This window comes from Kitasatospora sp. NBC_00458 (assembly GCF_036013975.1).
In the GTDB taxonomy this organism is placed as follows: domain Bacteria; phylum Actinomycetota; class Actinomycetes; order Streptomycetales; family Streptomycetaceae; genus Kitasatospora.
The window spans coordinates 7,697,843-7,722,619 of sequence record NZ_CP107904.1; the positions used below are offsets into that span (position 1 = coordinate 7,697,843).

At 70.0% G+C, this 24,777-nt stretch carries 18 protein-coding genes and 3 rRNA genes; 10 read left to right on the forward strand and 11 right to left on the reverse strand.

Features of this window, described 5'->3' with window-relative positions; all coding sequences use genetic code 11:
* Window positions 1–3 precede the first annotated feature (3 nt).
* Complete coding sequence (locus OG550_RS31440) at window positions 4–768, forward strand: metallophosphoesterase (RefSeq protein ID WP_327683264.1); 765 nt, start codon at window positions 4–6, stop codon at window positions 766–768.
* On the opposite strand, the gene OG550_RS31445 is transcribed toward OG550_RS31440, so the two are convergent.
* Window positions 744–1,355, reverse strand: a complete 612-nt coding sequence (locus tag OG550_RS31445; RefSeq protein WP_327683265.1) for a hypothetical protein — start codon at window positions 1,353–1,355, stop codon at window positions 744–746. The genes OG550_RS31440 and OG550_RS31445 overlap by 25 nt on opposite strands.
* A 231-nt stretch (window positions 1,356–1,586) precedes the next feature.
* Window positions 1,587–2,282 (reverse strand): FadR/GntR family transcriptional regulator, encoded by a 696-nt coding sequence (locus OG550_RS31450; RefSeq protein WP_327683267.1) that lies wholly within the window; start codon window positions 2,280–2,282, stop codon window positions 1,587–1,589.
* Window positions 2,283–2,442: 160 nt separating this feature from the next.
* On the opposite strand from OG550_RS31450, the gene OG550_RS31455 reads away from it, so the two are divergent.
* Window positions 2,443–2,997: a gluconokinase gene (locus tag OG550_RS31455; protein ID WP_327683269.1), complete on the forward strand. Its 555-nt coding sequence runs from the start codon at window positions 2,443–2,445 to the stop codon at window positions 2,995–2,997.
* Entirely contained in the window at window positions 2,994–4,382 is a 1,389-nt protein-coding gene (locus tag OG550_RS31460; protein ID WP_327683271.1) for a GntT/GntP/DsdX family permease, read from the forward strand. The genes OG550_RS31455 and OG550_RS31460 overlap by 4 nt, the downstream gene beginning before the upstream one ends.
* A 107-nt stretch (window positions 4,383–4,489) precedes the next feature.
* Here OG550_RS31460 and OG550_RS31465 read toward each other — a convergent pair whose 3' ends face one another.
* The 7 genes from OG550_RS31465 to mmuM all read right to left on the reverse strand — a co-directional run bounded on the left by OG550_RS31465 (window position 4,490) and on the right by mmuM (window position 11,906).
* On the reverse strand, window positions 4,490–5,026 hold the full coding sequence (locus tag OG550_RS31465) for a hypothetical protein (protein WP_327683273.1): 537 nt from the start codon (window positions 5,024–5,026) through the stop codon (window positions 4,490–4,492).
* On the reverse strand, window positions 5,026–5,532 hold the full coding sequence (locus tag OG550_RS31470) for an amidase domain-containing protein (protein WP_327683275.1): 507 nt from the start codon (window positions 5,530–5,532) through the stop codon (window positions 5,026–5,028). The genes OG550_RS31465 and OG550_RS31470 overlap by 1 nt, the downstream gene beginning before the upstream one ends.
* A gap of 90 nt (window positions 5,533–5,622) precedes the next feature.
* The gene (locus OG550_RS31475; protein WP_327683277.1) at window positions 5,623–7,218 is read right to left on the reverse strand and encodes a glycerol-3-phosphate dehydrogenase/oxidase; all 1,596 of its coding nucleotides are present in this window, start codon (window positions 7,216–7,218) and stop codon (window positions 5,623–5,625) included.
* A gap of 150 nt (window positions 7,219–7,368) precedes the next feature.
* On the reverse strand, window positions 7,369–8,895 hold the full coding sequence (glpK, locus tag OG550_RS31480; RefSeq protein ID WP_327683279.1) for a glycerol kinase GlpK: 1,527 nt from the start codon (window positions 8,893–8,895) through the stop codon (window positions 7,369–7,371).
* Between the two features lie 91 nt (window positions 8,896–8,986).
* Window positions 8,987–9,724: an MIP/aquaporin family protein gene (locus OG550_RS31485; RefSeq protein ID WP_442906111.1), complete on the reverse strand. Its 738-nt coding sequence runs from the start codon at window positions 9,722–9,724 to the stop codon at window positions 8,987–8,989.
* A gap of 339 nt (window positions 9,725–10,063) precedes the next feature.
* Window positions 10,064–10,828: an IclR family transcriptional regulator gene (locus tag OG550_RS31490; protein ID WP_327683283.1), complete on the reverse strand. Its 765-nt coding sequence runs from the start codon at window positions 10,826–10,828 to the stop codon at window positions 10,064–10,066.
* 157 nt (window positions 10,829–10,985) lie between these two features.
* Window positions 10,986–11,906 carry a homocysteine S-methyltransferase gene (gene mmuM, locus OG550_RS31495; RefSeq protein ID WP_327683285.1) on the reverse strand — a complete coding sequence of 307 codons (921 nt, stop codon included), beginning with the start codon at window positions 11,904–11,906 and terminating at the stop codon, window positions 10,986–10,988.
* A 187-nt stretch (window positions 11,907–12,093) separates the two neighbouring features.
* On the opposite strand from mmuM, the gene OG550_RS31500 reads away from it, so the two are divergent.
* The 3 genes from OG550_RS31500 (at window position 12,094) to OG550_RS31510 (ending at window position 15,860) form a co-directional block, all read left to right on the forward strand.
* Window positions 12,094–13,098 carry an NUDIX hydrolase gene (locus OG550_RS31500; protein ID WP_327683287.1) on the forward strand — a complete coding sequence of 335 codons (1,005 nt, stop codon included), beginning with the start codon at window positions 12,094–12,096 and terminating at the stop codon, window positions 13,096–13,098.
* A gap of 40 nt (window positions 13,099–13,138) precedes the next feature.
* Entirely contained in the window at window positions 13,139–13,687 is a 549-nt protein-coding gene (locus OG550_RS31505) for an NUDIX domain-containing protein (protein ID WP_327683289.1), read from the forward strand.
* Window positions 13,688–13,823: 136 nt separating this feature from the next.
* Window positions 13,824–15,860, forward strand: a complete 2,037-nt coding sequence (locus OG550_RS31510) for an acetoacetate--CoA ligase (RefSeq protein WP_327683291.1) — start codon at window positions 13,824–13,826, stop codon at window positions 15,858–15,860.
* A gap of 144 nt (window positions 15,861–16,004) precedes the next feature.
* On the opposite strand, the gene ptsP is transcribed toward OG550_RS31510, so the two are convergent.
* Window positions 16,005–17,675, reverse strand: a complete 1,671-nt coding sequence (gene ptsP / locus OG550_RS31515; protein ID WP_327683293.1) for a phosphoenolpyruvate--protein phosphotransferase — start codon at window positions 17,673–17,675, stop codon at window positions 16,005–16,007.
* A gap of 102 nt (window positions 17,676–17,777) precedes the next feature.
* The gene (locus tag OG550_RS31520) at window positions 17,778–18,227 is read right to left on the reverse strand and encodes a PTS sugar transporter subunit IIA (protein WP_327683295.1); all 450 of its coding nucleotides are present in this window, start codon (window positions 18,225–18,227) and stop codon (window positions 17,778–17,780) included.
* A gap of 666 nt (window positions 18,228–18,893) precedes the next feature.
* Here OG550_RS31520 and OG550_RS31525 point away from each other — a divergent pair.
* The 4 genes from OG550_RS31525 to OG550_RS31540 all read left to right on the forward strand — a co-directional run bounded on the left by OG550_RS31525 (window position 18,894) and on the right by OG550_RS31540 (window position 24,737).
* Window positions 18,894–20,417: ribosomal RNA gene (locus OG550_RS31525) — 16S ribosomal RNA — on the forward strand.
* A 279-nt stretch (window positions 20,418–20,696) separates the two neighbouring features.
* Window positions 20,697–23,817, forward strand: a 23S ribosomal RNA gene (locus tag OG550_RS31530).
* A gap of 85 nt (window positions 23,818–23,902) precedes the next feature.
* Window positions 23,903–24,019: ribosomal RNA gene (rrf, locus tag OG550_RS31535) — 5S ribosomal RNA — on the forward strand.
* The 16S, 23S and 5S rRNA genes sit together here, the layout of an rRNA operon.
* Window positions 24,020–24,116: 97 nt before the next feature.
* Window positions 24,117–24,737: a CDP-alcohol phosphatidyltransferase family protein gene (locus OG550_RS31540; protein WP_327683297.1), complete on the forward strand. Its 621-nt coding sequence runs from the start codon at window positions 24,117–24,119 to the stop codon at window positions 24,735–24,737.
* The last annotated feature ends 40 nt before the right edge of the window (window positions 24,738–24,777 follow it).

Below are 24,777 nucleotides of genomic sequence, written 5' to 3' on the forward strand. Positions count from 1 at the left end.
CCCATGTTGACGATCGTTCACTTCAGCGACATCCACCTGGGCCAGGACCACGACGGGGACGGCGGCGCGCGGGCCCGCCGGCGGGCCGAGCGGGTGATGGCGTACCTCGACGCCCTGCCCGGCGCGCCGGACGCCGTCCTGGTCTCCGGCGACCTCGCGGACCACGGCCTTCCGGCCGAGTACCGCGAGGTCGCCGAGGTGCTGAGGTCCCGTCACCCGGTGCTGCTCTGTCCGGGCAACCACGACGTGCGCGGGCCCTACCGGGAGGTGCTGCTCGGCGAGGAGCCCGCCGGCGGCCCGGTCAACCGGCTGCACCGGCTGCCCGGCGCGGACGTGCTGATGCTCGACTCCTCGATACCGGGCCGCCACGACGGCCTGCTCGACGAGGAGACCCTCGGCTGGCTGGACGGCGCCCTCGCCGAGGGCGGGCCGGAGCGTCCCGCGCTGGTGGCCTTCCACCACCCGCCGGTGCCGCTGAACCTGCCGTACGTGGACCCGATCCGGCAGTTCGGCGAGGAGCGGCTCGCCGAGGTGCTGGCCCGTCACCCCCGGGTGCGGGCGCTGCTCTGCGGCCACGCCCACACGGCGGCGGCCACCACCTTCGCCGGACTGCCGCTGCTGGTCGCGCCGGGGGTGGTCTCCACCGTCGCGCTGGCCTGCGAGGGCGGGCCGGACGTCACCTTCGAGCAGCCGCCGATGGTCGCCTTCCACGTGCTGGACGACGCGGGCCGGCTGACCACCCACTACCGGGTGGTCACCTCGGGCTGACGCGGTCCGGCACCGGCCGGCGGCTGTCTCGGCGGGGAGGCGGGCGGCCGTCCGGCCGGGGGCGGCTGCGCACCTGCCGGCGGAGGCGTCCGCGGGTACGCCTGCGGGTGTGCGGGCGGGTAGGCCTGCGGATGCCCCGGCGCATGCCCCGGCGCATGCCCCGGCGGGTACGTCTGCGGGTACGCCTGCCCGGGCCGTGCGGGAGCGCCCCTCGGCCCCGCCTGCCCCCGCGGACCCGCCTGCCCCCGCGGACCCGCCTGCCCCCGCGGACCCGCCGGTCCCGGCACACCCGCCGGGCCCGCCGCTCCCGGCACCCGGCTGCCGGCCATCGGGGAGGCGGAGTTCGGCCCGCGCATCCGCTGCGCGGCCACCTGGCGGGAGATCAGGATCTCCAGCAGGCACCACATCGTGCCGAACACCCCGAGCCCCATCGCCATCAGCGCGGGCGTCATCAGCCAGCTGTCCGCGTACGAGGACAGCGTCGCGAGCACGATGCCGACCAGGGTGAAGGAGAGGCAGAGCACCGCGCGGACGACGGAGGTCCGTACCTCGTCGGGCAGGCGGCGGCGTCGGCGTGCGGATGACATCGGGCGACCCCCAGGCGCGGTCACGGCGGCGTACGCGGGTGGACACGGGCGGACAGCAGGCGGACAACGGGTGGACACGGCCGGGGCGGGCGGGACTCCGCGGGGACGGGCGCCCCGGAACGCGCCCCTGCGCACCACTCTGCCCTGTCGTACCCGGACTATGCGCGCGAATCCGCCGAACTGACACCAAATCGTGTGATCGGGCCCAGAGCGGCCGAAACCCCGGCGGGCTCAGCCCAGTTGGCGGCCGAGCTCCTCCAGTGCGCCCGCCACGATCGTCCGCATCGCCCGCTCCGCGTGCTCGGCGTCCCCCGCGCAGACCGCCTCCGCGACCTCGCGGTGCAGCCGGATCGCGTACGGCTCGGGCTGATGGGGCATCAGATGGTACTCGGTCCTGCCGGTCAGCACCGCCCCGACGGTGTCGCCGAGGTGCGCGAACATCTCGTTGCGGGAGGCTCGCAGCACGGTGGCGTGGAACTCGATGTCGTGCCGGAGGAAGGCGGCCAGGTCGGCGGCGCGCGCGGTCACCGTCAACTCGACCGCCAGGGCGCTGAGTCGGCGCCGTTCGTCGTCGGTGGCGTGGTGCGCCGCGAGGGCGGCCGCGGCGGGTTCGACGGCCAGCCGGAGCGAGCCGAGGGAGCGCAGCTGCGCGGGCCGGTCGGCGCCGGCCAGCCGCCAGCGGATCACCAGGGGGTCGAAGACGTCCCAGTCCGACTTGGGCTGCACGGTGATCCCGACCCGGCGGCGGGAGGCCACCATGCGCATCCCCTCCAGGATCCGCACCGACTCGCGGACCACGGTCCGCGACACCCCGAACCGCTCCTCCAGCTCCTCGGCGCGCAGGACGGCGCCTTCGGGAACCTCCCCGGACGCGATGGCCGGCCCCAGCTCCGCGAGCAGTCGGCCGGGCAGCCCCTGGATCTCCATCCGCCCAGCCTAGACGCCCGGGCGGGGCGCGGAGCCCCCGACCCCGGTCCGCAGGGCGCGCCAGCCCTCCAGTAAAAGTATGACGATTTGATTTCTAGCACTTGAATACGTCATATCTTTGAGGCGATAGTGGCGGCCAGGCAACGAAGGAGCACCACCCATGGCTCTCAGCGTCGAGAACCACGACACCCGGGAGACACCCCTCACCGTCGTCGTGATGGGCGTCTCGGGCGTCGGCAAGACCACCCTGGCCCGCCTCCTGGCAGACCGCCTCGGCCTCCCCTTCGCCGAGGCGGACGACTTCCACCCGGCCGCCAACATCGCCAAGATGTCGGCCGGCACCCCGCTGGACGACCAGGACCGCGCCCCCTGGCTGCGCGCCGTCGGCGCCTGGCTGGCGGAGCGCACCGAGGCGGGCACCGGCGGCGTGGTCACCTGCTCGGCGCTGAAGCACGGCTACCGCGACATCCTCCGCGCCGCCTGCCCGGACGCCTGGTTCCTGCACCTCTGCGGCGGTCACCGGCTGGTCGAGGACCGGCTCGCCCACCGCACCGGCCACTTCATGCCGACGTCGCTGCTGGACTCGCAGTACGCCGCCCTGGAACCCCTCGGCGCGGACGAGCGAGGCGCCGTCCTGGACGTCGGCCCGTCCCCCGAACAGCTCGTCGAGAAGGCCGTGGCGCTGCTGCGGCCCGTCAATGGAGACCTCGCGTGACCACCCTCCTCGCGGCCGCCCCACCGGCCCTGCCGCACACCGACAGCGACATCCGGCTGTTGATCGCGGTCCTGCTCAGCATCGGCGCCATCGTCCTGCTGATCACCAGGCTCAAGCTGCACCCGTTCCTGGCCCTCACCCTCGGCTCGGGGCTGCTGGCGGCCGTCGCGGGCGCCCCCTTCGACAAGCTGCTAGGCAGCTTCTCCACGGGCTTCGGCGCCACCGTGGCCGGCGTCGGCCTGCTGATCGGCCTGGGCGCGATGCTCGGCAAGCTGCTCGCCGACTCGGGCGGGGCGAACATCATCGCCGACACCGTGCTTGCCCGTTCCGGCCCGAAGGCGCTGCCCTGGGCGATGGCGCTGATCGCGGCCGTGCTCGGCCTGCCGCTGTTCTTCGAGGTCGGTGTGGTCCTGCTGATCCCGATCGTGCTGCTGGTGGCCCGCCGGGGCAACGTCCCGCTGATGCGGATCGGCATCCCGGCCCTGGCCGGACTCTCGGTCCTGCACGGCCTGGTGCCGCCGCACCCGGGCCCGCTGGTCGCCGTCGACGCGCTGAACGCCGACCTCGGCATCACCCTCGCCCTCGGCCTGCTGATCGCCGTCCCGACCCTGGTCGTCGCCGGGCCGCTGTTCGCCCGCGTCGCCGAGCGCTGGGTCGGCCCGCTGGAGGTCCCGGAGAACACCGCCCCGGCCGGGACCGCCGAGCGGCCCGAGCACACCCCGTCCTTCGGTGCCGTCCTGGCGACCATCCTGCTGCCGGTGGTGCTGATGCTCGGCAAGGCGCTGGCCGACGTCGTCGTCGACGACCCGAAGGCGCTTCCGCAGCGGGTGTTCGACTTCATCGGCTCGCCGCTGATCGCCCTGCTCGCCGCGACCCTGCTCGGCATGGTCACCCTCGGCAGGGCGGCCGGGTTCGACCGGAACCGGATCTCCGACACGGTCGGCAAGTCGCTCGGCCCGATCGCCGGCATCGTCTTCATCGTCGGCGCGGGCGGCGGCTTCAAGCAGACCCTGATCGACGTGGGCGTCGGCAACGCGGTCAGCGAGTGGTCCGCCCGGTGGCACATCTCGGCGCTGCTGCTCGGCTGGCTGATCGCCGTGCTGATCCGCCTCGCCACCGGGTCCGCGACGGTGGCCACCATCACCGCGGCCGGCATCGTCGCCCCGCTGGCCGCCGACATGTCCTCCACCCACGCGGCCCTGCTGGTGCTCGCGATCGGTGCCGGCTCGCTGTTCTTCTCGCACGTCAACGACGCCGGCTTCTGGCTGGTGAAGGAGTACTTCGGGATGAGCGTCGGGCAGACCCTGAAGTCCTGGTCGGTGATGGAGACGGTGATCTCGGTGGTCGCGATCGCCCTGATCATGCCGCTCAGCCTGATCATCTAGCGGTACCGGGGGCCGGCCGGCGCGGGCCGGCCCCGGAAACGGCGGACGGGCGGGCGCTCCTCGAAGGAGCGCCCGCCCGTCCGCCGTTCAGGCCGGTTCCGGCGGAGTCACCGCACGGCCGGCGGCAGGGTGCCGCCGGGTGTCGCCGGTGCCCAGGTGGGCGGGGCGGCGGCCTCCTGCGGGTCGGTCTCCCGCAGCAGGACCCGCCAGCCGTCCGCGCCGCCGATCCCGTCGAGGCGCAGCTTCAGCTGTTTGACCTGCCGGCTGCGCTCGAAGTAGAGCACCACGGACTGCCGGACCGAACCCTCGCCGTGGAACTCGGCGGTCACCGGGCCCCGCGCCCCCTCCTGGAAGCTCCGGACCCAGTTCTCCGCCGTGGTGCCGGCCTCGGCGGCCGACCCGTCGGAGGTGGCCAGCGCCGCCAGCTCGTCGTGCGAGCCGTCGGCGAGCCGCCACACCACCTCCTGGGTGAGCCGCAGGCTGCCGGTGGAGGGGTAGCCGACGACCCTCAGCGGCTCGTGGCCCGCGTAGTCGTCGGCGTACCGCAGCCCGTCGTCCCCGGAGAGCCACCAGGCGGTGGCCCCGGAGGCGGCGACGGCGGCTGCGAGGGCGGCGGCGGTCGCCGCCTTCCACCGGCGAGCCATCAGGAGCGGCCCAGCGGGCGGACGATCCAGAACCGCTCGACCGGCGTGCCGAAGCGGCGCTGGCGGGCCAGGGCGTCGTAGAGCGTGGTCTGGTCGGTCGGACCGTGCTGGCGCAGTTCCATCTTCCGTCCGTAACTCACCACGACGGCGGCGTGGTTGATCCCCCGGTCGGTGTACCACTTGAAGAACACCAGGTCACCGGGCTTGGCCGAGTGCACGCTCATGATCGACTGCGTGTACCGGTAGCCGGTCAGGTGATTGTAGAGGTTCTGCGCGGCGGACCAGGTGTAGCTCTTGAAGGGCTTCCAGAACAGGTAGCCCTGGTCCCACCAGGCGTAGTCCCGGGTGCGGTCGCCCTGCCGGGTCCGCATGCCGCCGCCGTGGTACAGCGCCTTGGAGACGAAGTCGGTGCAGTCCTGGCCGTACTCGCGGCGGACCCCGATGCTGCGCCGGGCCCGGTCCGCGGTGCCGTTGCCGTAGACGCCCGCGTAGCTCGCGGTGGTCACGCCGGCCGGGGCGCCGCCCGGGCCCGGACACGCCGGAGGGCGGGCACCCCCAGCCCTGGGGTGCCCGCCCGGCGCGGTCCGGCCGCGGCCCTACTTGCCCTGGCGCTTGCCCAGGAAGGCCTCGACCTCGTTGCGGATCTCCGGCGTGTCCAGACCGCGGACGGTCATCGTGGTGCGGCGGCGCAGCACGTCGTCCACGGTGTACGCCCACTCGCTGTCGGCCGCGTAGGCGACCTGCGCCCAGACGTCCGGGCCGTCCTCGTGGATCGGCCGGCCGAGCTCCGGGTTCTCGTCGATCATGCGGGCGATCTCGAAGGAGAGGGTGCCGTAGTGGCTGGCCAGGTGCCTGGCCACCAGCGGCTCCATCCGGGAGCCCGGCTCGCGGTCGATCAGCAGGCGGTGCGCGACGGCGTTCGGCGCGCCGACGCCCGGCAGCGGGACGGTCGCGGCGATCGGGGACATGTCCTCGCCGAGGGAGGTGCCGGGCACGTGGGCCAGCTTCTCCAGCACGGTCCGGCCGATGTGCCGGTAGGTGGTCCACTTGCCGCCGGCGACCGACAGCATGCCGCCCTTGCCCTCGGTGACGACCGTCTCGCGCTTGGCGGCGGCGGTGTCGCCGGGGCCGCCGGGCAGCACCCGCAGGCCGGCGAAGGAGTAGGTGATCAGGTCGCGGTCGAGGTGCTCGTCGCGGATCGCGTGCGCGGCCTCGCCCATGATCTGGTCGATGTCCGCCTCGGTGGCCCGGACGTCCTGCGGGTCGCCGGTGTACTCCTCGTCGGTGGTGCCGAGCAGGACGTGGTCCTCCCACGGGATGGCGAAGGAGACGCGGTACTTGTCGATCGGGATGGTCAGCGCGGCGCGCCACGGCGAGCGGCGCTTGACGACGACGTGGGCGCCCTTGGAGAGGCGGATCGACGGCGCGGCGCCGGCGTCCTCCATCCGGCGCAGGTGGTCCACCCACGGGCCGGTGGCGTTGAGCACCAGGCGGGCGTCGACGCCGAACTCGGTGCCGTCCAGGCGGTCCTTGAGGTCGGCGCCGGTGACCCGGCCGCCGGTGAAGCGCAGGCCGGTGACCTCTGCGTGGTTCAGCACGACCGCGCCGGCGTCGACGGCGGCGCGCACCGTCATCACCGCGACGCGGGAGTCGTTCATCTGGTGGTCGCCGTAGACGGCCACCGAGCGCAGGCCCTCGGTGCGCAGCGCGGGCACCTGCTGCGCGGCGTGCGCGGCGGTGGAGACCCGGCCCATGCCGTCGCGGAACGCCGAGAGGGCGGAGTAGAGGAAGACGCCGGCGCCGAGCTTGGGCGCGCTGTGCGGACCGCCCTTGTAGACCGGCACGAAGAAGGTCAGCGGGTTGACCAGGTGCGGGGCGACGTCGGTGGCGAGCGCGCGGCGCTCCTTGTGGTTCTCTGCGACCAGCCTGACCGCGCCGGTCTGCAGGTAGCGCAGACCGCCGTGGACCAGCTTGGAGGAGGCGCTGGAGGTGGCGCCGGCGAAGTCGCCGGCGTCGACCATGGCGACCTTCAGACCGGCCTGGGAGGCCGTCCAGGCGACGGCGGTGCCGAGGATGCCGCCCCCGATCACCAGCAGGTCGTAGGTGGCCTTGCCGAGCAGCTCGCGGGTCTCGGCACGGGAGGCGGTGTGGCCGGCGGTGCGCTCGGCGCCCAGGGTCGGGATGGTTGCCATGGTGTGTGTACGGCGCGCGCGGGTCGGGCGGCGCCGCTACTCCTCTCGGTGTGCGTACGGCCCCTGGGAGAGGCCGGGTCGGCCCGGTGCGGCGGGCCGGTGAAACGGGAGCGGGCCGGCCGGGGCACGGGGCCCCGACCGGCTTCGCGATCAGTTGTTCTCGTCCTCCTCCACCCAGCCCATGGTGCGCTCGACGGCCTTGAGCCACTTCTTGTACTCGCGCTCCCGGGTGGCCTCGTCCATGCGCGGGGTCCACTCGGCGGCGCGGTGCCAGTTGGCCCGCAGGGTGTCGAGGTCGCTCCAGAAGCCGACCGCCAGGCCGGCCGCGTAGGCGGCGCCGAGGGCGGTGGTCTCGGCCACGTACGGGCGCTCGACCGGGGCGTCCAGGACGTCGGCGATGTTCTGCATGAGCAGGTTGTTGCTGGTCATGCCGCCGTCGACCTTGAGGGCGGTGAGCTCGACCCCGGAGTCCTTCTGCATGGCGTCGACGACCTCGCGGGTCTGCCAGGCGGTGGCCTCCAGGACGGCCCGGGCCAGGTGGCCCTTGGTGACGTACCGGGTGAGTCCGGCGATCACACCGCGGGCGTCGGAGCGCCAGTACGGGGCGAACAGGCCGGAGAAGGCCGGGACGAAGTAGGCGCCGCCGTTGTCCTCGACGGTGTTGGCGAGGGTCTCGATCTCGGCGGCGGTCGAGATGATGCCGAGCTGGTCCCGCAGCCACTGGACGAGCGAGCCGGTGACGGCGATCGAGCCCTCCAGCGCGTAGACCGGCTTCTGGTCGCCGATCCGGTAGCCGACGGTGGTCAGCAGGCCGTGGTAGGAGTTGACGATCTTCTCGCCGGTGTTCAGCAGCAGGAAGGTGCCGGTGCCGTAGGTCGACTTGGCCTCGCCCTCGTTGAAGCAGGTCTGGCCGAACAGCGCGGCCTGCTGGTCGCCGAGCGCGGCCGCGACCGGCACGCCGGCCAGGTCGCCGACGGCCTCGCCGTAGATCTCGGCGGAGGAGCGGATCTCCGGGAGGACGGCCATCGGCACGCCCATCGACTCGGCGATCTTCTCGTCCCAGGCGAGGGTCTGGAGGTTCATCAGCATGGTGCGGCTGGCGTTGGTCACGTCCGTGACGTGCTTGCCGCCCTCGACGCCGCCGGTGAGGTTCCAGATGACCCAGGTGTCCATGGTGCCGAAGAGGATGTCGCCGGCCTCGGCGCGCTCCCGCAGGCCCTCGATGTTGTCCAGCAGCCAGCGGATCTTCGGACCGGCGAAGTAGCTGGCCAGCGGGAGGCCGGTCTCGCGGCGGAAGCGGTCCTGGCCGACGTTGCGGCCCAGCTCGCGGCAGAGCGCCTCGGTCCGGGTGTCCTGCCACACCAGGGCGTTGTGCACCGGCTCGCCGGTGTGGCGGTCCCACAGGACGGTGGTCTCGCGCTGGTTGGTGATGCCGATCGCGCGGATGTCGTCCTTGGTCAGGCCGGCCTTCTCCAGCGCGCCGCGGACGACCGACTGCACCCGGGTCCAGATCTCGGCGGCGTCGTGCTCGACGTAGCCCGGCTGGGGGAAGATCTGCCGGTGCTCCTGCTGGTCGACGGAGACGATCCGGCCGTCCGCGCCGAAGATGATGCAGCGGCTGGAGGTGGTGCCCTGGTCGATCGCGGCGATGTAGTTGCCAGTGCCAGTGGAGGTCATGAGGGTCCTCGGCTCGTTCAGCGGTGTTCGGGGGTGGGTGGGTCCGACTCTCGGTCAGTCCCCGTGCTCGGGTCGGGTGGAAACCCGTGGGTCAGAACGCGACGTGGTACAGGCCGCCGGCCAGCAGGCCGCCGATGACGGGGCCGACCACCGGGATCCAGGCGTAGGACCAGTCGGAGCCGCCCTTGTTGGGGATCGGCAGCAGCGAGTGGACGATGCGCGGGCCCAGGTCGCGGACCGGGTTGATGGCGTACCCGGTCGGGCCGCCGAGCGACAGGCCGATGCCGACCACGGTGAAGGCGACGATCAGGATGCCGGTGCCGGAGAGGCCGAGGCCCTTGGTGAGGCCCTGGGTGAGGATGCCGAGGCAGAGCACGAAGGTGCCGATGACCTCGGTGAGCAGGTTCTGGACCGGGTTCCGGATCTCGGGACCGGTCGAGAAGATGCCGAGGGTGGGCTCCTGGTTGGCCTGGAACTGGCCGAGGTAGGTGAGCCAGACGAAGACGGCGCCGATCATCGCGCCGAGCAGCTGGGAGCCGAGGTAGAGCGGGACCTTGCCCCAGTCGCCGCTGTCCACGGCGAGGGCCAGGGTGACGGCCGGGTTCAGGTGGGCGCCGGACTTCGGGGCCGACATGTAGGCGGCGATCATCACCGCGAAGCCCCAGCCGAAGGTGATCGCCAGCCAGCCGGCGTTGAGGGCCTTCGACTTCTTGAGCGTCACGGCGGCACAGACGCCACCGCCGAGAAGTATCAGGGCGGCGGTGCCGAGGGTTTCGCCGACGAAGATGTCGCCGTTGGAGAACGCGGACACAAAGACTCCCTTGTCCATATGGCCCGGAGGTGCGGGTGGGGGCAGGGGCCGGGCGACCGCGGGGGCGGGTGAGCGCTCTGTGGGATCGAGTCGCACGGCCATCGTTCGACAATGTCGACCGTCATGCGGAAGCTTCCTCCCCGGGTCGCCCTCTCGTCAAGGCCGGGTTACGCAGCTGTGACCCTTCGCTGGTCCGGCTACTCGGTGTCACCGGTTGGATAGTTGCGATTTCGGACAAAACGGTAAGGCGCGGACAGGCGACTCGCCTGTCCGCGCCTCAGCGTGAACGTCGTGTTTCCGGTGGACGCCCGGTTCCCCGGCGCCGCCGTCCCGGCCCGGGCCTCCCGGGGGCCGGGGTCAGAACCGCCCGGCGCCCAGGTCCCGGGAGATCGCCCGTGCGGCGCTGCGCACCGACGCGACCAGCGAGGGCCGCACGAAGCCGTCCTCGCAGACCCGCTCCACCGCGCCGCTGACGCAGACCGCGCCGACCGGGTTGCGCCGCCGGTCCTGGATCAGCGCGCCGATCGAGGCCACGCCCTCCCAGGTCTCCTCGACCGAGTCCGCCCAGCCCCGTTCGCGGGTCAGCGCCGCCTCGGCGTCCACGTCGGCCGCCGAGGTCAGCGTCCGCGCGGTGTACGGCTCGAACGGCCCGTCGCCGAGCTCGCCGCGCGCCACCGGGTCGTACGCCAGCAGGACCTTGCCGAGCGCGGTGGAGTGCAGCGGCTGCATCGAGCCGACCTCCAGCACCTGCCGGGTGTCGTCCGGCCGGAAGACGTGGTGCACGATCAGCACGCCCTGCTGGTGCAGCACCCCCAGGTAGACGGTCTCCCCGGCCGCCCTGGCCAGGTCGTCCGCCCAGACCAGGGCCCGGGCGCGCAGCTCGTGCACGTCCAGGTAGCTCTGGCCGAGCCGCAGCAGCTCCGCGCCCAGCTGGTACTTGCCGCTCTCCGGGTCCTGCTCCACGAACCCCTCCTGCTGGAGGGTCCGCAGGATGCCGTGCGCCGTCCCCTTGGCCAGGTCCAGCGCCGTCGCGACCTCCGACAGGCCCAGGCGGCGCTCACCGCCGGCCAGCAGGCGCATGATCGCGGCGGCCCGGGAGAGCGACTGGATCGGGCCGGGCATTGGTACCTCCGCGCTGACAGGCGGTCGACAATGTCGACCGCAGTGGTAACGGCACGAGTCTGCCAGGCCGCGGCCCGTCCGTGCACCTTCCCCCTCGGTAACCTCACCCCGGGAGCCCGGCGGAGCACCGCGCGGGCCGGTCAGGTCGGGCCCGGCCTCAGGAGCGTACGCGGGCCACCTCGTCGGCCAGCTCCCGGATCCGGTCCGGCCCCACCCGGCAGCAGCCGCCCACCAGCCGCGCGCCGTCCGCCAGCCACCCGGCCACCCGCCCCGCCGCGAACGTCGGCGCGCCGCGCCACCGCCCGGCCCCGGCGTCCCAGCCCTCGCCGCTGTTCGGGTACGCCACCACCGGCTTGCCGGTCACCCGCGCCGCCAGCGCCACCGCCCGGTCCGCCTCCCGCGGATCGCAGCAGTTCACCCCCACCGCCACCACCTCGTCCACCTCCGCGGCCAGCGCGAACGCCTCCGCCAGCGGCTGCCCCGCCCGGGTCCGCCCGCCCGCCGCGCCGAACGACAGCCAGGCGGGCACCCCGAGCCCGCGCACCGCCCGCAGCAGCGCCCTGGCCTCGTCGGCGTCCGGCACCGTCTCCAGCGCCAGCAGGTCGGGCCCGGCCGCCGCCAGCACCTCCAGCCGCGGCCGGTGGAACGCCTCCAGCTCGGCCACGCCCAGGCCGTAGCGGCCCCGGTACTCGGCCCCGTCCGCGGTCACCGCCCCGTACGGCCCCACCGACGCCGCCACCCAGCGCCGCCGGCCGGGCGCCCCGCCCGCGGCCTCCCGGGCCAGCTCCACGCTGAGCGCCAGCAGCCGCTCCGCCCCCGCCCGGCCCACCCCGCACCGGGCGAACCCCTCGAAGCTCGCCTGGTAGCTCGCGGTGATCACGACCTCGGCCCCCGCGTCGAAGTACGCCCGGTGCGCGGCCGCCAGCGCCTCCGGCGCCTCCAGGAGCAGCCGGGCCGACCACAGGGCGCCCGACAGGTCGTGGCCGGCCGCCGCCAGCTGTTCGGACAGCCCGCCGTCCAGCACCAGCGGACCGGCCGCCAGCGCCGCGGCGAAGTCCGGCGGGGGAGTGCCGGGCATGGGACCTCCTCGCAGCGGAACACCTGGTCACAGCCTACGGGCGGGCCGCCGCCCGGTCCCCGGAAAACCATTTGCCGCAGAGGCAACCGGTCGCTACGTTGTGCTCATCCCGAGAACGACGACCCCGACAACGACGACACCGGCCACCACCGGCGACGAGGCACCGGCCGACGGAGAGGAGCGCGCCGTGACCACCCCACCCGACACCGCGGACGGCGCGGCCGCCGAGCAGGAGTGGCTCGCCTCCTACGACCCCCGCGCCTACACCCCGGTCGCCGTCACGGTCGACGTGGTCGCCCTGACCCTGCGCCACGGCTGCCTGCACGTCCTGCTCGTGGAGCGGGCCCTCCCGCCGTACCAGGGCCGCTGGGCACTGCCCGGCGGCTTCCTGCGGGCCGGCGAGGAGAGCCTCGACGAGGCCGCCGCCCGCGAGCTCGCCGAGGAGACCGGCCTGCACGGCACCGTCGAGGCCGCGGCCGCGCTCAGCCGGATCCACCTGGAACAGCTCGGCACCTACGGCGCCACCGACCGCGACCCGCGCATGCACGTGGTCGCCGTCGCCTACCTCGCCTTCGCCCCCGACCTGCCCGACCCGCAGGCCGGCACGGACGCGGCCCGGGCCGCCTGGCACCCCGTCACCGACCTCGACCTCCGGCCGACCGGCCGGCCCGAGACCGCCGGTGCACCCGCCGACACCCACGGGGGTGGCGTCGGCCGGTGCACCGGCCCCCACACCGCTCCACCGGCCGCGGAGGCGCCCCCCGCGGGCGGGACCGCCCCGATCGAGCTGGCCTTCGACCACGCCCGGATCCTCACCGACGGCCTCGACCGCGCCCGTGCCAAGATCGAGTACAGCCCGGTCGCCACGGCCTTCCTCCAGCACGACTTCACCATCCCCGAGCTGCGCGCCGTCTACGAGGCCGTGTGGGACGAGAAGCTCCACCCCGGCAACTTCCACCGCAAGGTGCTCTCCGTCCCCGGCTTCGTCCGGGGCACCGGCACCACCACCAAGCACGGCGGCGCCCGCGGCGGCCCGCGCGCCCGGACGTACCACGCCGGCGACGCCCGCCTCCTCCACCCCGCCCTGCTCCGCCCCGCACGCGAGGACGAGGCCGGCGGAGCGCCGGGCGGGGTGCCGGACGGGGTGCCTGGGCGGGCGACCGGGGAAGCGGCGGGAGAGCTGATCCGATGACCGGCCCCGGCACCCGGCCGACCCGCACTACCATCCGGCCATGACGACTCACGAGGCCGAAGCGGTGCTCCACCGACCCAACTCGCACTGCCACTTCTGCGGCACCCCCTACCCCACCGGCACCGACGGCTGGCCCCGCGCCTGCCCGCACTGCGCCGAGATCAGCTACCGCAACCCGCTCCCCGTCGTCGTCACCCTCCTCCCCGTCACCCGGGACGACGCCGCCGACGGCCTCGTCGTCATCCGCCGCACCATCGAGCCCGGCTACGGCGAGCTCGCCCTCCCCGGCGGCTACGTCGACTACGGCGAGAGCTGGCAGCAGGCCTGCGTCCGCGAACTCCGCGAGGAGACCGGCATCCCGGCCGACGCCGCCGACATCACCCTGGTCGCCACCGACTCCGACACCCGGGGCGGCTTCCTCTGCCTCTTCGGCCTGCTCCCCGCCCGCCCGTTCACCACCCTCCCGGCCTCCCGGCCCACCGACGAGACCGACGGCTGGCAGCTCTCCACCCCCGACACCCCACTCGCCTTCCCCTTCCACACCCGCGTCTCCCTCTCCTGGTACAACGGCGAGTTCAGCCGCCCCTGACCAGCGCCTGACCGCGCCGGGCAGACCCTGGCGCACCGGCCGATCACGTGGCAGGGTCTGCACCGACAGCCCCCAACCGGACGCGGGCCCTGCCACAAGCAGCCCCGTCCTTACCACCGGCCGGGAGACCACCACCGTGAGCACCCCACCCCAGGACCAGCCGCTCTGGCGCCCCGCCCCCGCCCGTGCCGCCAGCACCGGGATCGTGGCCTTCCAGGCCTGGGCCGCCCGACACCACGGAGCCCCGGCCGCCCCGCTCGCACCCACCGCCTCCGACGAGGAGGCCGCCGCCCGCTACGCGGCCCTGCACAGCTGGTCCGTCGAGGACCTCGACCGCTTCTGGACCGCCGTCACCCAGTGGTTCGCCGTCTCGATGGGCACCGCCACCGACCCCGACGGGCCCACGGGGGTCCTGCCCGACCCCGCGATGCCCGGCGCCCGGTGGTTCCCCGGCAGCACGGTCAACTACGCCGAGCACGCCCTCCGCCACGGCGAGGACCCGGCCAACGCCGACAAGCCGGCCATCCTCCACCTCGACGAGACCACCGAGCAGCCCGTCACCCTCACCTGGGCCGAGCTCCGCCGCCAGGTCGGCGCCCTCGCGGCAGCCCTCCGCGCGCACGGCATCGGGCCCGGCGACCGCGTCGGCGCCTACCTCCCCAACATCCCGCAGGCCGCCGTCGCCCTCCTCGCCACCGCGGCCGTCGGCGCCGTCTGGACCAGCTGCGCCCCCGACTTCGGCGCCCGCAGCGTCCTCGACCGCCTGCAGCAGATCGAACCCGCCGTCCTCTTCGCCGTCGACGGCTACCACTACGGCGGCAAGGACCACGACCGCACCGAGGTCGTGGCCGAACTCCGCCGCGAACTCCCCTCGCTGCGCGCCGTCGTCCACGTCCCCCTGCTCGGCGCACCCGCCCCGGACGGCGCCCTGCACTGGGACGACCTGGTCGCCGGCGACGTCCGGCCGGTCTTCGAGGCCGTCCCGTTCGACCACCCGCTCTGGGTCCTCTACTCCTCCGGCACCACCGGTCTGCCCAAGGCCATCGTCCAGAGCCAGGGCGGCATCCTCGTCGAGCACCTCAAGCAGGCGGGCCTCCACCTTGACCTGGGCCCCGAGGACCGCTTCCTCTGGTACACCTCCACCGGCTGGATGATGTGGAACTTCCTCATCGCCGGCCTCCTCGTCGGATCCACGATCGTCACCTACGACGGCAGCCCCGGCCACCCCGACACCGGCGCCTTCTGGTCCGTCGCCGCCCGCACCGGCGCCACCGTCGTCGGCACCTCCGCCGCGTACGTCATCGCCAGTCGCAAGGCCGACCTCCACCCCGGCCGGGACCTCGACCTCTCCGCGGTGCGCTGCATCGGCACCACCGGCTCCCCGCTCCCGCCCGACGGCTTCCGCTGGATCTACGACGAGGTCAAGGAGGACGTCTGGCTCGCCTCCGTGAGCGGCGGCACCGACGTCTGCTCCTGCTTCGTCGGCGGCGTCCCCACCCTCCCGGTGTACCTCGGCGAGATCCAGGCCCCCTGCCTCGGCGCCGCCGTCGAGTCCTGGGACGTCCAGGGACACCCGCACACCGACGAGGTCGGCGAACTCGTCGTCACCAAGCCCCTCCCGTCGATGCCCACCGGCTTCTGGAACGACCCCGAGGGCACCCGGTACCACGACAGCTACTTCGACACCTACCCCGGCATCTGGCGCCACGGCGACTGGATCACCGTCACCTCGCGCGGCACCGTGGTCATCCACGGCCGCTCCGACTCCACCCTCAACCGGCAGGGCGTCCGGATGGGCTCCTCCGACATCTACGAGGTCGTCGAGCGGCTCCCCGAGATCGCGGAGTCCCTGGTCATCGGCCTGGAGGAGCCCGACGGCGGCTACTGGATGCCGCTCTTCGTGGTCCTGGCCCCCGGCGCCGAACTCGACGACGCCCTCGTCGGCCGCATCCGCACCGCACTGCGGACCGAGCTCTCCCCGCGCCACGTCCCCGACGAGGTCATCGCCGTCCGCGGCCTGCCGCACACCCTCACCGGCAAGCGCATCGAGGTCCCGGTCAAGCGCCTGCTCTCCGGCACCCCGCTCGACCAGGCCGTCAACCCCGGCTCCGTCGACAACCTCGACCACCTGCGCTTCTTCGAGCAGCTCCGGCGCGACCGCGCGGCGAAGTAGCCGACCCCGCCGGCCCCGCCGGCAAGGCCCGCGCGCTGCCGCTGCTCCCGGACACGCCGAAGGGGCCCCTCCACAGCCACAGTGGAAGGGCCCCTTTCGCAGCGGAGGGGAAGCGCGTCGCCGCGCTCCCGCCCGCCCACGCGACTACTCGCCGGACAGCACCTGCTGGGCCGCGGCGCGCGCCTCCTCGGCGCTGTCCGCCGCCCGCGCGGCCTCGGCCGCCCGGCGGCACTGCGCCAGCGTGTACTTGGCCAGCGTGGACCGCACGTAGGGGATCGACGCCGCCCCCATCGACAGGCTGGTGACCCCGAGGCCGGTCAGCACCACGGCCAGCAGCGGGTCGGAGGCGGCCTCGCCGCAGACGCCGCAGCTCTTGCCGGCGGCCGCGGCCGCGTCGGCGGAGAACGCGATCAGGTCCAGCAGGGCCGGCTGCCACGGGTCCTGGAGCCGCGCCAGCGCGCCCACCTGGCGGTCGGCGGCGAAGGCGTACTGGGCGAGGTCGTTGGTCCCCAGGGAGAGGAACTCGACCTCCTGCAGGATCGAGCGGGCCCGCAGCGCGGCCGACGGGATCTCGACCATCGCGCCGAACTTGGCGTTCAGCCCGGCTTCACGACACGCGTCGGCGAAGTCCTTGGCGTCCTTGCGGTCGGCCACCATCGGGGCCATCACCTCAAGGTGCACGGGCAGGCCCTCGGCCGCCGTGGCCAGCGCGCGCAGCTGGGTCTGCATGACCTCCGGGTGCTCCAGCAGCGTCCGCAGACCGCGCACGCCGAGCGCCGGGTTCGGCTCGTCTGCGGGGGTCAGGAAGTCCAGCGGCTTGTCCGCGCCCGCGTCCAGCGCCCGGACCACGACCCGGCCCTCCGGGAACGCCTCCAGCACCTTGCGGTACGCCTCGACCTGCTTCTCCGCGCTGGGAGCCTTCGCCGAGTCGTCCAGGAAGAGGAACTCGGTCCGGAACAGACCGACGCCCTCCGCGCCCGCCTCCAGCGCGGCCGGCAGGTCGGCCGGGCCGCCGATGTTCGCCAGCAGCGGGACCTTGTGCCCGTCCGAGGTCGCACCCGGACCGGAGGACGCGGCCAGCGCGGCCTTCCGCTCGGCGGCCGCCCGGCGCAGCTCCTCCTGCTTCTCGGCGGTCGGCTCGACCAGGACGTCGCCCGAGCTGCCGTCCACCGCGACGACGCTGCCCTCGGCGACGTCGGACGCGCCCGGCAGGGCCACCACGGCCGGGACGCCCATGGCCCGCGCCAGGATGGCGCTGTGGCTGGTCGGCCCGCCCTCCTCGGTCACGAAGCCGAGCACCAGCGTCGGGTCCAGCAGCGCGGTGTCGGCCGGGGCGAGGTCCCGGGCGAACAGCACGTAGGGCTCGTCGCTGTCCGGGACACCCGGCATCGGCACGCCCAGCAGCCGCGCCACGATGCGGTTCCGCACGTCGTCCAGGTCGGCCACCCGGCCGGCCAGGTACTCCCCGGCCGAGGCGAGCAGCGCGCGGTAGGCGGCGAACGCGTCGTAGACGCCGCGCTCGGCGCTGCTGCCGACGGCGATCCGGCGGGCGACGTCGGCCATCAGCTCCGGGTCCTGGGCCATCAGGGCCTGCGCCTCCAGCACGGCCTGCGCCTCGCCACCGGCCAGGTTGCCGCGGGCGATCAGGTCCGCGGCGACCGCCTCGACGGCGGCCTGGGCGCGGGCCTGCTCACGCGGCGCGTCCTCGGTGGGGATCTGGGTGGCCGGCGGCTCCAGAACCGCCGTACCCATGTGCCGCACCTGGCCGATCGCGACCCCGTGGCTGACACCCACGCCGCGCAGCGTCTTCTCCATGTATGTCTCCGCTGAGGGAAGCGGCCCCGCCGGGTACCGCTGTGTGCCGGGACGCCCCGTCCGGTGCGGAGGGGCGGATGTGTCGGGAAGGACTGAGAGGGGTCAGCTCCAGCTGAACAGGGCGTCGCCCACGGCGACCTCCCCGTTCTCGCGGACGCCGATCAGCGCGTCGGGCGCCGCCTCCAGGGCGACGATCGGCGAGATCGGCGACTTGCCGGCGGCCTCGACGGCGGCCGGGTCCCACTTGATGACGGCCTGGCCGCGGGTGACCGTGTCCCCCTTGTTGACGAGGAGCTCGAAGCCCTCGCCGTTGAGCTGGACGGTGTCGATCCCGAGGTGCGTCAGCACACCGTGCCCGTCCGCGTCCACGACGACGAACGCGTGCGGGTGCATGGAGACGACCACGCCGTCCACCGGCGCGACGGCCTCGGTCGGGCGGCGCACCGGGTCGATCGCAGTGCCGGGGCCGACCATCGCACCCGAGAAGACGGGGTCCGGCACGCCGGCGAGCCCGACGACCTTGCCGGTCAGCGGCGACGTCACAGTGGTCATGGTTGAGCCTCCCAAGTGCGCAGTACAGGCGAGCGGCCGCGAACAGCGGCAGGGTGATCGAATGCAGTGATCGACTGAAGCCTAGATCATGTCAACTTCGGACATCTTCTGACATTCCCAGGCGAAGCGCCCCGCCTGCCCGCCCTCACCAGCTGGCCATCTCGCCGACCGCTAGTGGTCTAGTCCTCTTGGCCGATGCGCCGCACTCTACAGGCATCTTGGCGAATCGGGACCATTGCTGTATATGCTCGCGAGAGCAACAAATCACGCGTCCGACCGGGTGATGCCCGGCGCGGCTCGATTCGCGCTCCGGCCGACGACCCGCTATGGTTGGGCGAGTCGCCACGAGTTGGCGGTTAACACCAGGTTTCAGATACGAAAAGCACCGGTTAAGCAACGGTAAACGGATCTGCTAAGCTGGAATCACGAACGAAGCGCCCGGAGGGCCGGTGTGAAAGCCGCCTGAAGGAAGTGTCCGTTCCTTGAGAACTCAACAGCGTGCCAAAAGTCAACGCCAGATATGTTGACATCCCCGGCCTCAGATCATCTGGGGTTGGAGATTCCTTTTGAAGTAAAACACTAGCGAGGACGCAGTGCGCGGGACCGCCCTATTCCGGTGGTTGCCGTGCCGCTCAACGCGGGTGTCGACCGGATTACCGGTAAACATTCACGGAGAGTTTGATCCTGGCTCAGGACGAACGCTGGCGGCGTGCTTAACACATGCAAGTCGAACGGTGAAGCCCTTCGGGGTGGATCAGTGGCGAACGGGTGAGTAACACGTGGGCAATCTGCCCTGCACTCTGGGACAAGCCCTGGAAACGGGGTCTAATACCGGATATGACCTTCCTCCGCATGGGGGTTGGTGTAAAGCTCCGGCGGTGCAGGATGAGCCCGCGGCCTATCAGCTTGTTGGTGGGGTAATGGCCTACCAAGGCGACGACGGGTAGCCGGCCTGAGAGGGCGACCGGCCACACTGGGACTGAGACACGGCCCAGACTCCTACGGGAGGCAGCAGTGGGGAATATTGCACAATGGGCGAAAGCCTGATGCAGCGACGCCGCGTGAGGGATGACGGCCTTCGGGTTGTAAACCTCTTTCAGCAGGGAAGAAGCGCAAGTGACGGTACCTGCAGAAGAAGCACCGGCTAACTACGTGCCAGCAGCCGCGGTAATACGTAGGGTGCGAGCGTTGTCCGGAATTATTGGGCGTAAAGAGCTCGTAGGCGGCCTGTCGCGTCGGATGTGAAAGCCCGGGGCTTAACCCCGGGTCTGCATTCGATACGGGCAGGCTAGAGTGTGGTAGGGGAGATCGGAATTCCTGGTGTAGCGGTGAAATGCGCAGATATCAGGAGGAACACCGGTGGCGAAGGCGGATCTCTGGGCCATTACTGACGCTGAGGAGCGAAAGCGTGGGGAGCGAACAGGATTAGATACCCTGGTAGTCCACGCCGTAAACGTTGGGAACTAGGTGTTGGCGACATTCCACGTCGTCGGTGCCGCAGCTAACGCATTAAGTTCCCCGCCTGGGGAGTACGGCCGCAAGGCTAAAACTCAAAGGAATTGACGGGGGCCCGCACAAGCAGCGGAGCATGTGGCTTAATTCGACGCAACGCGAAGAACCTTACCAAGGCTTGACATATGCCGGAAACATCCAGAGATGGGTGCCCCCTTGTGGTCGGTATACAGGTGGTGCATGGTTGTCGTCAGCTCGTGTCGTGAGATGTTGGGTTAAGTCCCGCAACGAGCGCAACCCTTGTTCTGTGTTGCCAGCATGCCTTTCGGGGTGATGGGGACTCACAGGAGACTGCCGGGGTCAACTCGGAGGAAGGTGGGGACGACGTCAAATCATCATGCCCCTTATGTCTTGGGCTGCACACGTGCTACAATGGTCGGTACAAAGGGCTGCGATGCCGCGAGGCGGAGCGAATCCCAAAAAGCCGGCCTCAGTTCGGATTGGGGTCTGCAACTCGACCCCATGAAGTTGGAGTTGCTAGTAATCGCAGATCAGCATGCTGCGGTGAATACGTTCCCGGGCCTTGTACACACCGCCCGTCACGTCACGAAAGTCGGTAACACCCGAAGCCGGTGGCCTAACCCGTAAGGGGAGGAGCCGTCGAAGGTGGGACCAGCGATTGGGACGAAGTCGTAACAAGGTAGCCGTACCGGAAGGTGCGGCTGGATCACCTCCTTTCTAAGGAGCACATAGCCGCTTGCAGGCGAATGTCCTGCACGGTTGCTCATGGGTGGAACGTTGACTATTCGGCACGGTTGGGACTGAGTCTCTTAGTACTGCTTCGGCGTGGAAGAGAGTCTTGGTCTGGATCGTGTCGGGCACGTTGTTGGGTCCTGAGGGAACGGCCGTATGGTCGTTGCTTCAGTGATGCCGGTCCCATGCGAGGCGGTCTTCGGGTCGTTGAGCGTGGGTGTCTGGTCGTTGTTTGAGAACTGCACAGTGGACGCGAGCATCTGTGGCCAAGTTTTTAAGGGCGCACGGTGGATGCCTTGGCACCAGGAACCGATGAAGGACGTGGGAGGCCACGATAGTCCCCGGGGAGCCGTCAACCAGGCTTTGATCCGGGGGTTTCCGAATGGGGAAACCCGGCAGTCGTCATGGGCTGTCACCCATACCTGAACACATAGGGTATGTGGAGGGAACGCGGGGAAGTGAAACATCTCAGTACCCGCAGGAAGAGAAAACAACCGTGATTCCGGGAGTAGTGGCGAGCGAAACCGGATGAGGCTAAACCGTATTGGTGTGAGACCCGGCAGGGGTTGCCGATACGGGGTCGTGGGATTTTTCTTGACCGGTCTGCCGGCCGGTCGGCGAGTCAGAAACCGTATGGATAGTCGAAGGACATGCGAAAGGTCCGGCGTAGAGGGTAAGACCCCCGTAGGCGAAATCTGTACGGCTCGTTTGAAGAACTCCCAAGTAGCACGGGGCCCGAGAAATCCCGTGTGAATCTGGCGGGACCACCCGCTAAGCCTAAATATTCCCTGGTGACCGATAGCGGATAGTACCGTGAGGGAATGGTGAAAAGTACCGCGGGAGCGGAGTGAAATAGTACCTGAAACCGTGTGCCTACAAGCCGTGGGAGCGTCGTTCATCAGCTTGCTGGTGGGCCGTGACTGCGTGCCTTTTGAAGAATGAGCCTGCGAGTTTGCGGTGTGTAGCGAGGTTAACCCGTGTGGGGTAGCCGTAGCGAAAGCGAGTCCGAATAGGGCGGTTGAGTTGCATGCCCAAGACCCGAAGCGGAGTGATCTAGCCATGGGCAGGTTGAAGCGGAGGTAAGACTTCGTGGAGGACCGAACCCACCAGGGTTGAAAACCTGGGGGATGACCTGTGGTTAGGGGTGAAAGGCCAATCAAACTCCGTGATAGCTGGTTCTCCCCGAAATGCATTTAGGTGCAGCGTCACGTGTTTCTTGCCGGAGGTAGAGCACTGGATAGGCGATGGGCCTCACCGGGTTACTGACCTTAGCCAAACTCCGAATGCCGGTAAGTGAGAGCGTGGCAGTGAGACTGTGGGGGATAAGCTCCATGGTCGAGAGGGAAACAGCCCAGAACACCGACTAAGGTCCCTAAGCGTGTGCTAAGTGGGAAAGGATGTGGAGTCGCAGAGACAACCAGGAGGTTGGCTTAGAAGCAGCCACCCTTGAAAGAGTGCGTAATAGCTCACTGGTCAAGTGATTCCGCGCCGACAATGTAGCGGGGCTCAAGCACATCACCGAAGTCGTGTCATTGCAGCATATAGGGCCAACGCCTGCTGTGATGGGTAGGGGAGCGTCGTGTGCCGGGTGAAGCGGCGGTGGAAACCAGTCGTGGACGGTACACGAGTGAGAATGCAGGCATGAGTAGCGATACAAGAGTGAGAAACTCTTGCGCCGATTGACCAAGGGTTCCTGGGTCAAGCTGATCTGCCCAGGGTAAGTCGGGACCTAAGGCGAGGCCGACAGGCGTAGTCGATGGACAACGGGTTGATATTCCCGTACCCGCTTTGAAGCGCCAACGCTGAACCAGGTGATGCTAAAGCCGTGAAGCCGGCCCGGAGTCTTCGGACAAAGGGACGTGGTGGAGCCGCTGAACCAAGTCTGTATTAGGTGAGCGATGGGGTGACGCAGGAAGGTAGTCCAGCCCGGGCGGTGGTTGTCCCGGGGTAAGGGTGTAGGCCGAGTGATAGGCAAATCCGTCACTCATTGAGGCTGAGACCTGATGCCGAGCCGATTGTGGTGAAGTGGATGATCCTATGCTGTCGAGAAAAGCCTCTAGCGAGTTTCATGGCGGCCCGTACCCCAAACCGACTCAGGTGGTCAGGTAGAGAATACCGAGGCGTTCGGGTGAACTATGGTTAAGGAACTCGGCAAAATGCCCCCGTAACTTCGGGAGAAGGGGGGCCATTCCTGGTGACGGCACTTGCTGCCAGAGCTGGGGGTGGCCGCAGAGACCAGCGAGAAGCGACTGTTTACTAAAAACACAGGTCCGTGCGAAGCCGTAAGGCGATGTATACGGACTGACGCCTGCCCGGTGCTGGAACGTTAAGGGGACCGGTTAGCTCCACTTCGGTGGGGCGAAGCTGAGAACTTAAGCGCCAGTAAACGGCGGTGGTAACTATAACCATCCTAAGGTAGCGAAATTCCTTGTCGGGTAAGTTCCGACCTGCACGAATGGCGTAACGACTTCTCGACTGTCTCAACCATAGGCCCGGTGAAATTGCATTACGAGTAAAGATGCTCGTTTCGCGCAGCAGGACGGAAAGACCCCGGGACCTTTACTATAGCTTGATATTGGTGTTCGGTTCGGCTTGTGTAGGATAGGTGGGAGACTTTGAAGCAGCAACGCCAGTTGTTGTGGAGTCGTCGTTGAAATACCACTCTGGTCGTGCTGGATGTCTAACCTGGGTCCGTGATCCGGATCAGGGACAGTGTCTGGTGGGTAGTTTAACTGGGGCGGTTGCCTCCTAAAGAGTAACGGAGGCGCCCAAAGGTTCCCTCAGCCTGGTTGGCAATCAGGTGTTGAGTGTAAGTGCACAAGGGAGCTTGACTGTGAGACTGACGGGTCGAGCAGGGACGAAAGTCGGGACTAGTGATCCGGCGGTGGCTTGTGGAAGCGCCGTCGCTCAACGGATAAAAGGTACCCCGGGGATAACAGGCTGATCTTCCCCAAGAGTCCATATCGACGGGATGGTTTGGCACCTCGATGTCGGCTCGTCGCATCCTGGGGCTGGAGTAGGTCCCAAGGGTTGGGCTGTTCGCCCATTAAAGCGGTACGCGAGCTGGGTTTAGAACGTCGTGAGACAGTTCGGTCCCTATCCGCTGTGCGCGTAGGAGTGTTGAGAAGGGCTGTCCCTAGTACGAGAGGACCGGGACGGACGAACCTCTGGTGTGCCAGTTGTCCTGCCAAGGGCATGGCTGGTTGGCTACGTTCGGGAGGGATAACCGCTGAAAGCATCTAAGCGGGAAGCCTGCTTCGAGATGAGCACTCCCACCTCCTTGAGAGGGTAAGGCTCCCAGTAGACGACTGGGTTGATAGGCCGGATATGGAAGCCCTGTAAGGGGTGGAGTTGACCGGTACTAATAGGCCGAGGGCTTGTCCTCAGTTGCTCGCGTCCACTGTGTTGTTCTGAAACAACGACCCCCACATCAGGTCACGGTGTGGGTGCGGTTGACAGTTTCATAGTGTTTCGGTGGTCATAGCGTGAGGGAAACGCCCGGTTACATTCCGAACCCGGAAGCTAAGCCTCACAGCGCCGATGGTACTGCAGGGGGGACCCTGTGGGAGAGTAGGACGCCGCCGAACAATTCTTCTAGAGAAGCCCCCGCCGGGGAACCGGACGGGGGCTTTTCTGTTGTAAGGTCGACGTGCGAAGTTGCCACACATGACAGGAGGCTCCCGGGTGGAGGTCCAGGAGACGCGGGTCCAGACCGATCGCGTCCTCACCATCCCCAACCTGCTGAGCATGGGCCGGCTGGTCGGTGTTCCGCTCTTTCTCTGGCTGATTCTCTGGCCGGTGTTCGACGGACCGAACAACGACGGGTGGGCATTGCTGATCCTGATGCTCAGCGGCATCAGTGATTACCTGGACGGGAAACTCGCCCGCCGGTGGGGGCAGGTCAGCCGGGTGGGGCAGCTGCTCGACCCGCTGGCGGACCGGCTCTACGTGCTCTCCACACTCCTCGGTCTGACCTGGCGTGAGATCCTGCCGTGGTGGCTGACGGCGATCCTGCTGGCCCGTGAGCTGTTTATCGCGGCGCTGCTGCCGATTCTCAACCGGCACGGCTACGGGCCGTTGCAGGTGAGTTTCCTGGGGAAGGCGGCGACATTCAATCTGATGTACGCCTTTCCGCTTCTGCTGCTCGGCGCCGGTGACACCTGGATCGCCCAGCCGGCCGAGATCGTGAGCTGGGCGTTCATCTGGTGGGGGACGGCCCTCTACTGGTGGGCCGGCATTCTTTACGCCGTTCAGGCGCGGCAGATCGTCCGGGGCGGCCCGGCCTCCTCGGCGTCCACGGTCTGAGACGTGATCTGAGAGAAGTCCCACGGCGACACGGTGCGTC

Bases quoted from the DNA above. Each gene is read 5' to 3' on its own strand.
- OG550_RS31475 (WP_327683277.1), bottom strand. From the start codon at position 7,218: ATGGCAACCATCCCGACCCTGGGCGCCGAGCGCACCGCCGGCCACACC.
- OG550_RS31440 (WP_327683264.1), top strand. From the start codon at position 4: ATGTTGACGATCGTTCACTTCAGCGACATCCACCTGGGCCAGGACCAC.
- mmuM (WP_327683285.1), bottom strand. From the start codon at position 11,906: ATGCCCGGCACTCCCCCGCCGGACTTCGCCGCGGCGCTGGCGGCCGGT.
- OG550_RS31450 (WP_327683267.1), bottom strand. From the start codon at position 2,282: ATGGAGATCCAGGGGCTGCCCGGCCGACTGCTCGCGGAGCTGGGGCCG.
- OG550_RS31520 (WP_327683295.1), bottom strand. From the start codon at position 18,227: ATGACCACTGTGACGTCGCCGCTGACCGGCAAGGTCGTCGGGCTCGCC.
- ptsP (WP_327683293.1), bottom strand. From the start codon at position 17,675: ATGGAGAAGACGCTGCGCGGCGTGGGTGTCAGCCACGGGGTCGCGATC.
- OG550_RS31490 (WP_327683283.1), bottom strand. From the start codon at position 10,828: ATGCCCGGCCCGATCCAGTCGCTCTCCCGGGCCGCCGCGATCATGCGC.
- OG550_RS31485 (WP_442906111.1), bottom strand. From the start codon at position 9,724: ATGGACAAGGGAGTCTTTGTGTCCGCGTTCTCCAACGGCGACATCTTC.
- glpK (WP_327683279.1), bottom strand. From the start codon at position 8,895: ATGACCTCCACTGGCACTGGCAACTACATCGCCGCGATCGACCAGGGC.
- OG550_RS31445 (WP_327683265.1), bottom strand. From the start codon at position 1,355: ATGTCATCCGCACGCCGACGCCGCCGCCTGCCCGACGAGGTACGGACC.
- OG550_RS31455 (WP_327683269.1), top strand. From the start codon at position 2,443: ATGGCTCTCAGCGTCGAGAACCACGACACCCGGGAGACACCCCTCACC.
- OG550_RS31505 (WP_327683289.1), top strand. From the start codon at position 13,139: ATGACGACTCACGAGGCCGAAGCGGTGCTCCACCGACCCAACTCGCAC.
- OG550_RS31465 (WP_327683273.1), bottom strand. From the start codon at position 5,026: ATGGCTCGCCGGTGGAAGGCGGCGACCGCCGCCGCCCTCGCAGCCGCC.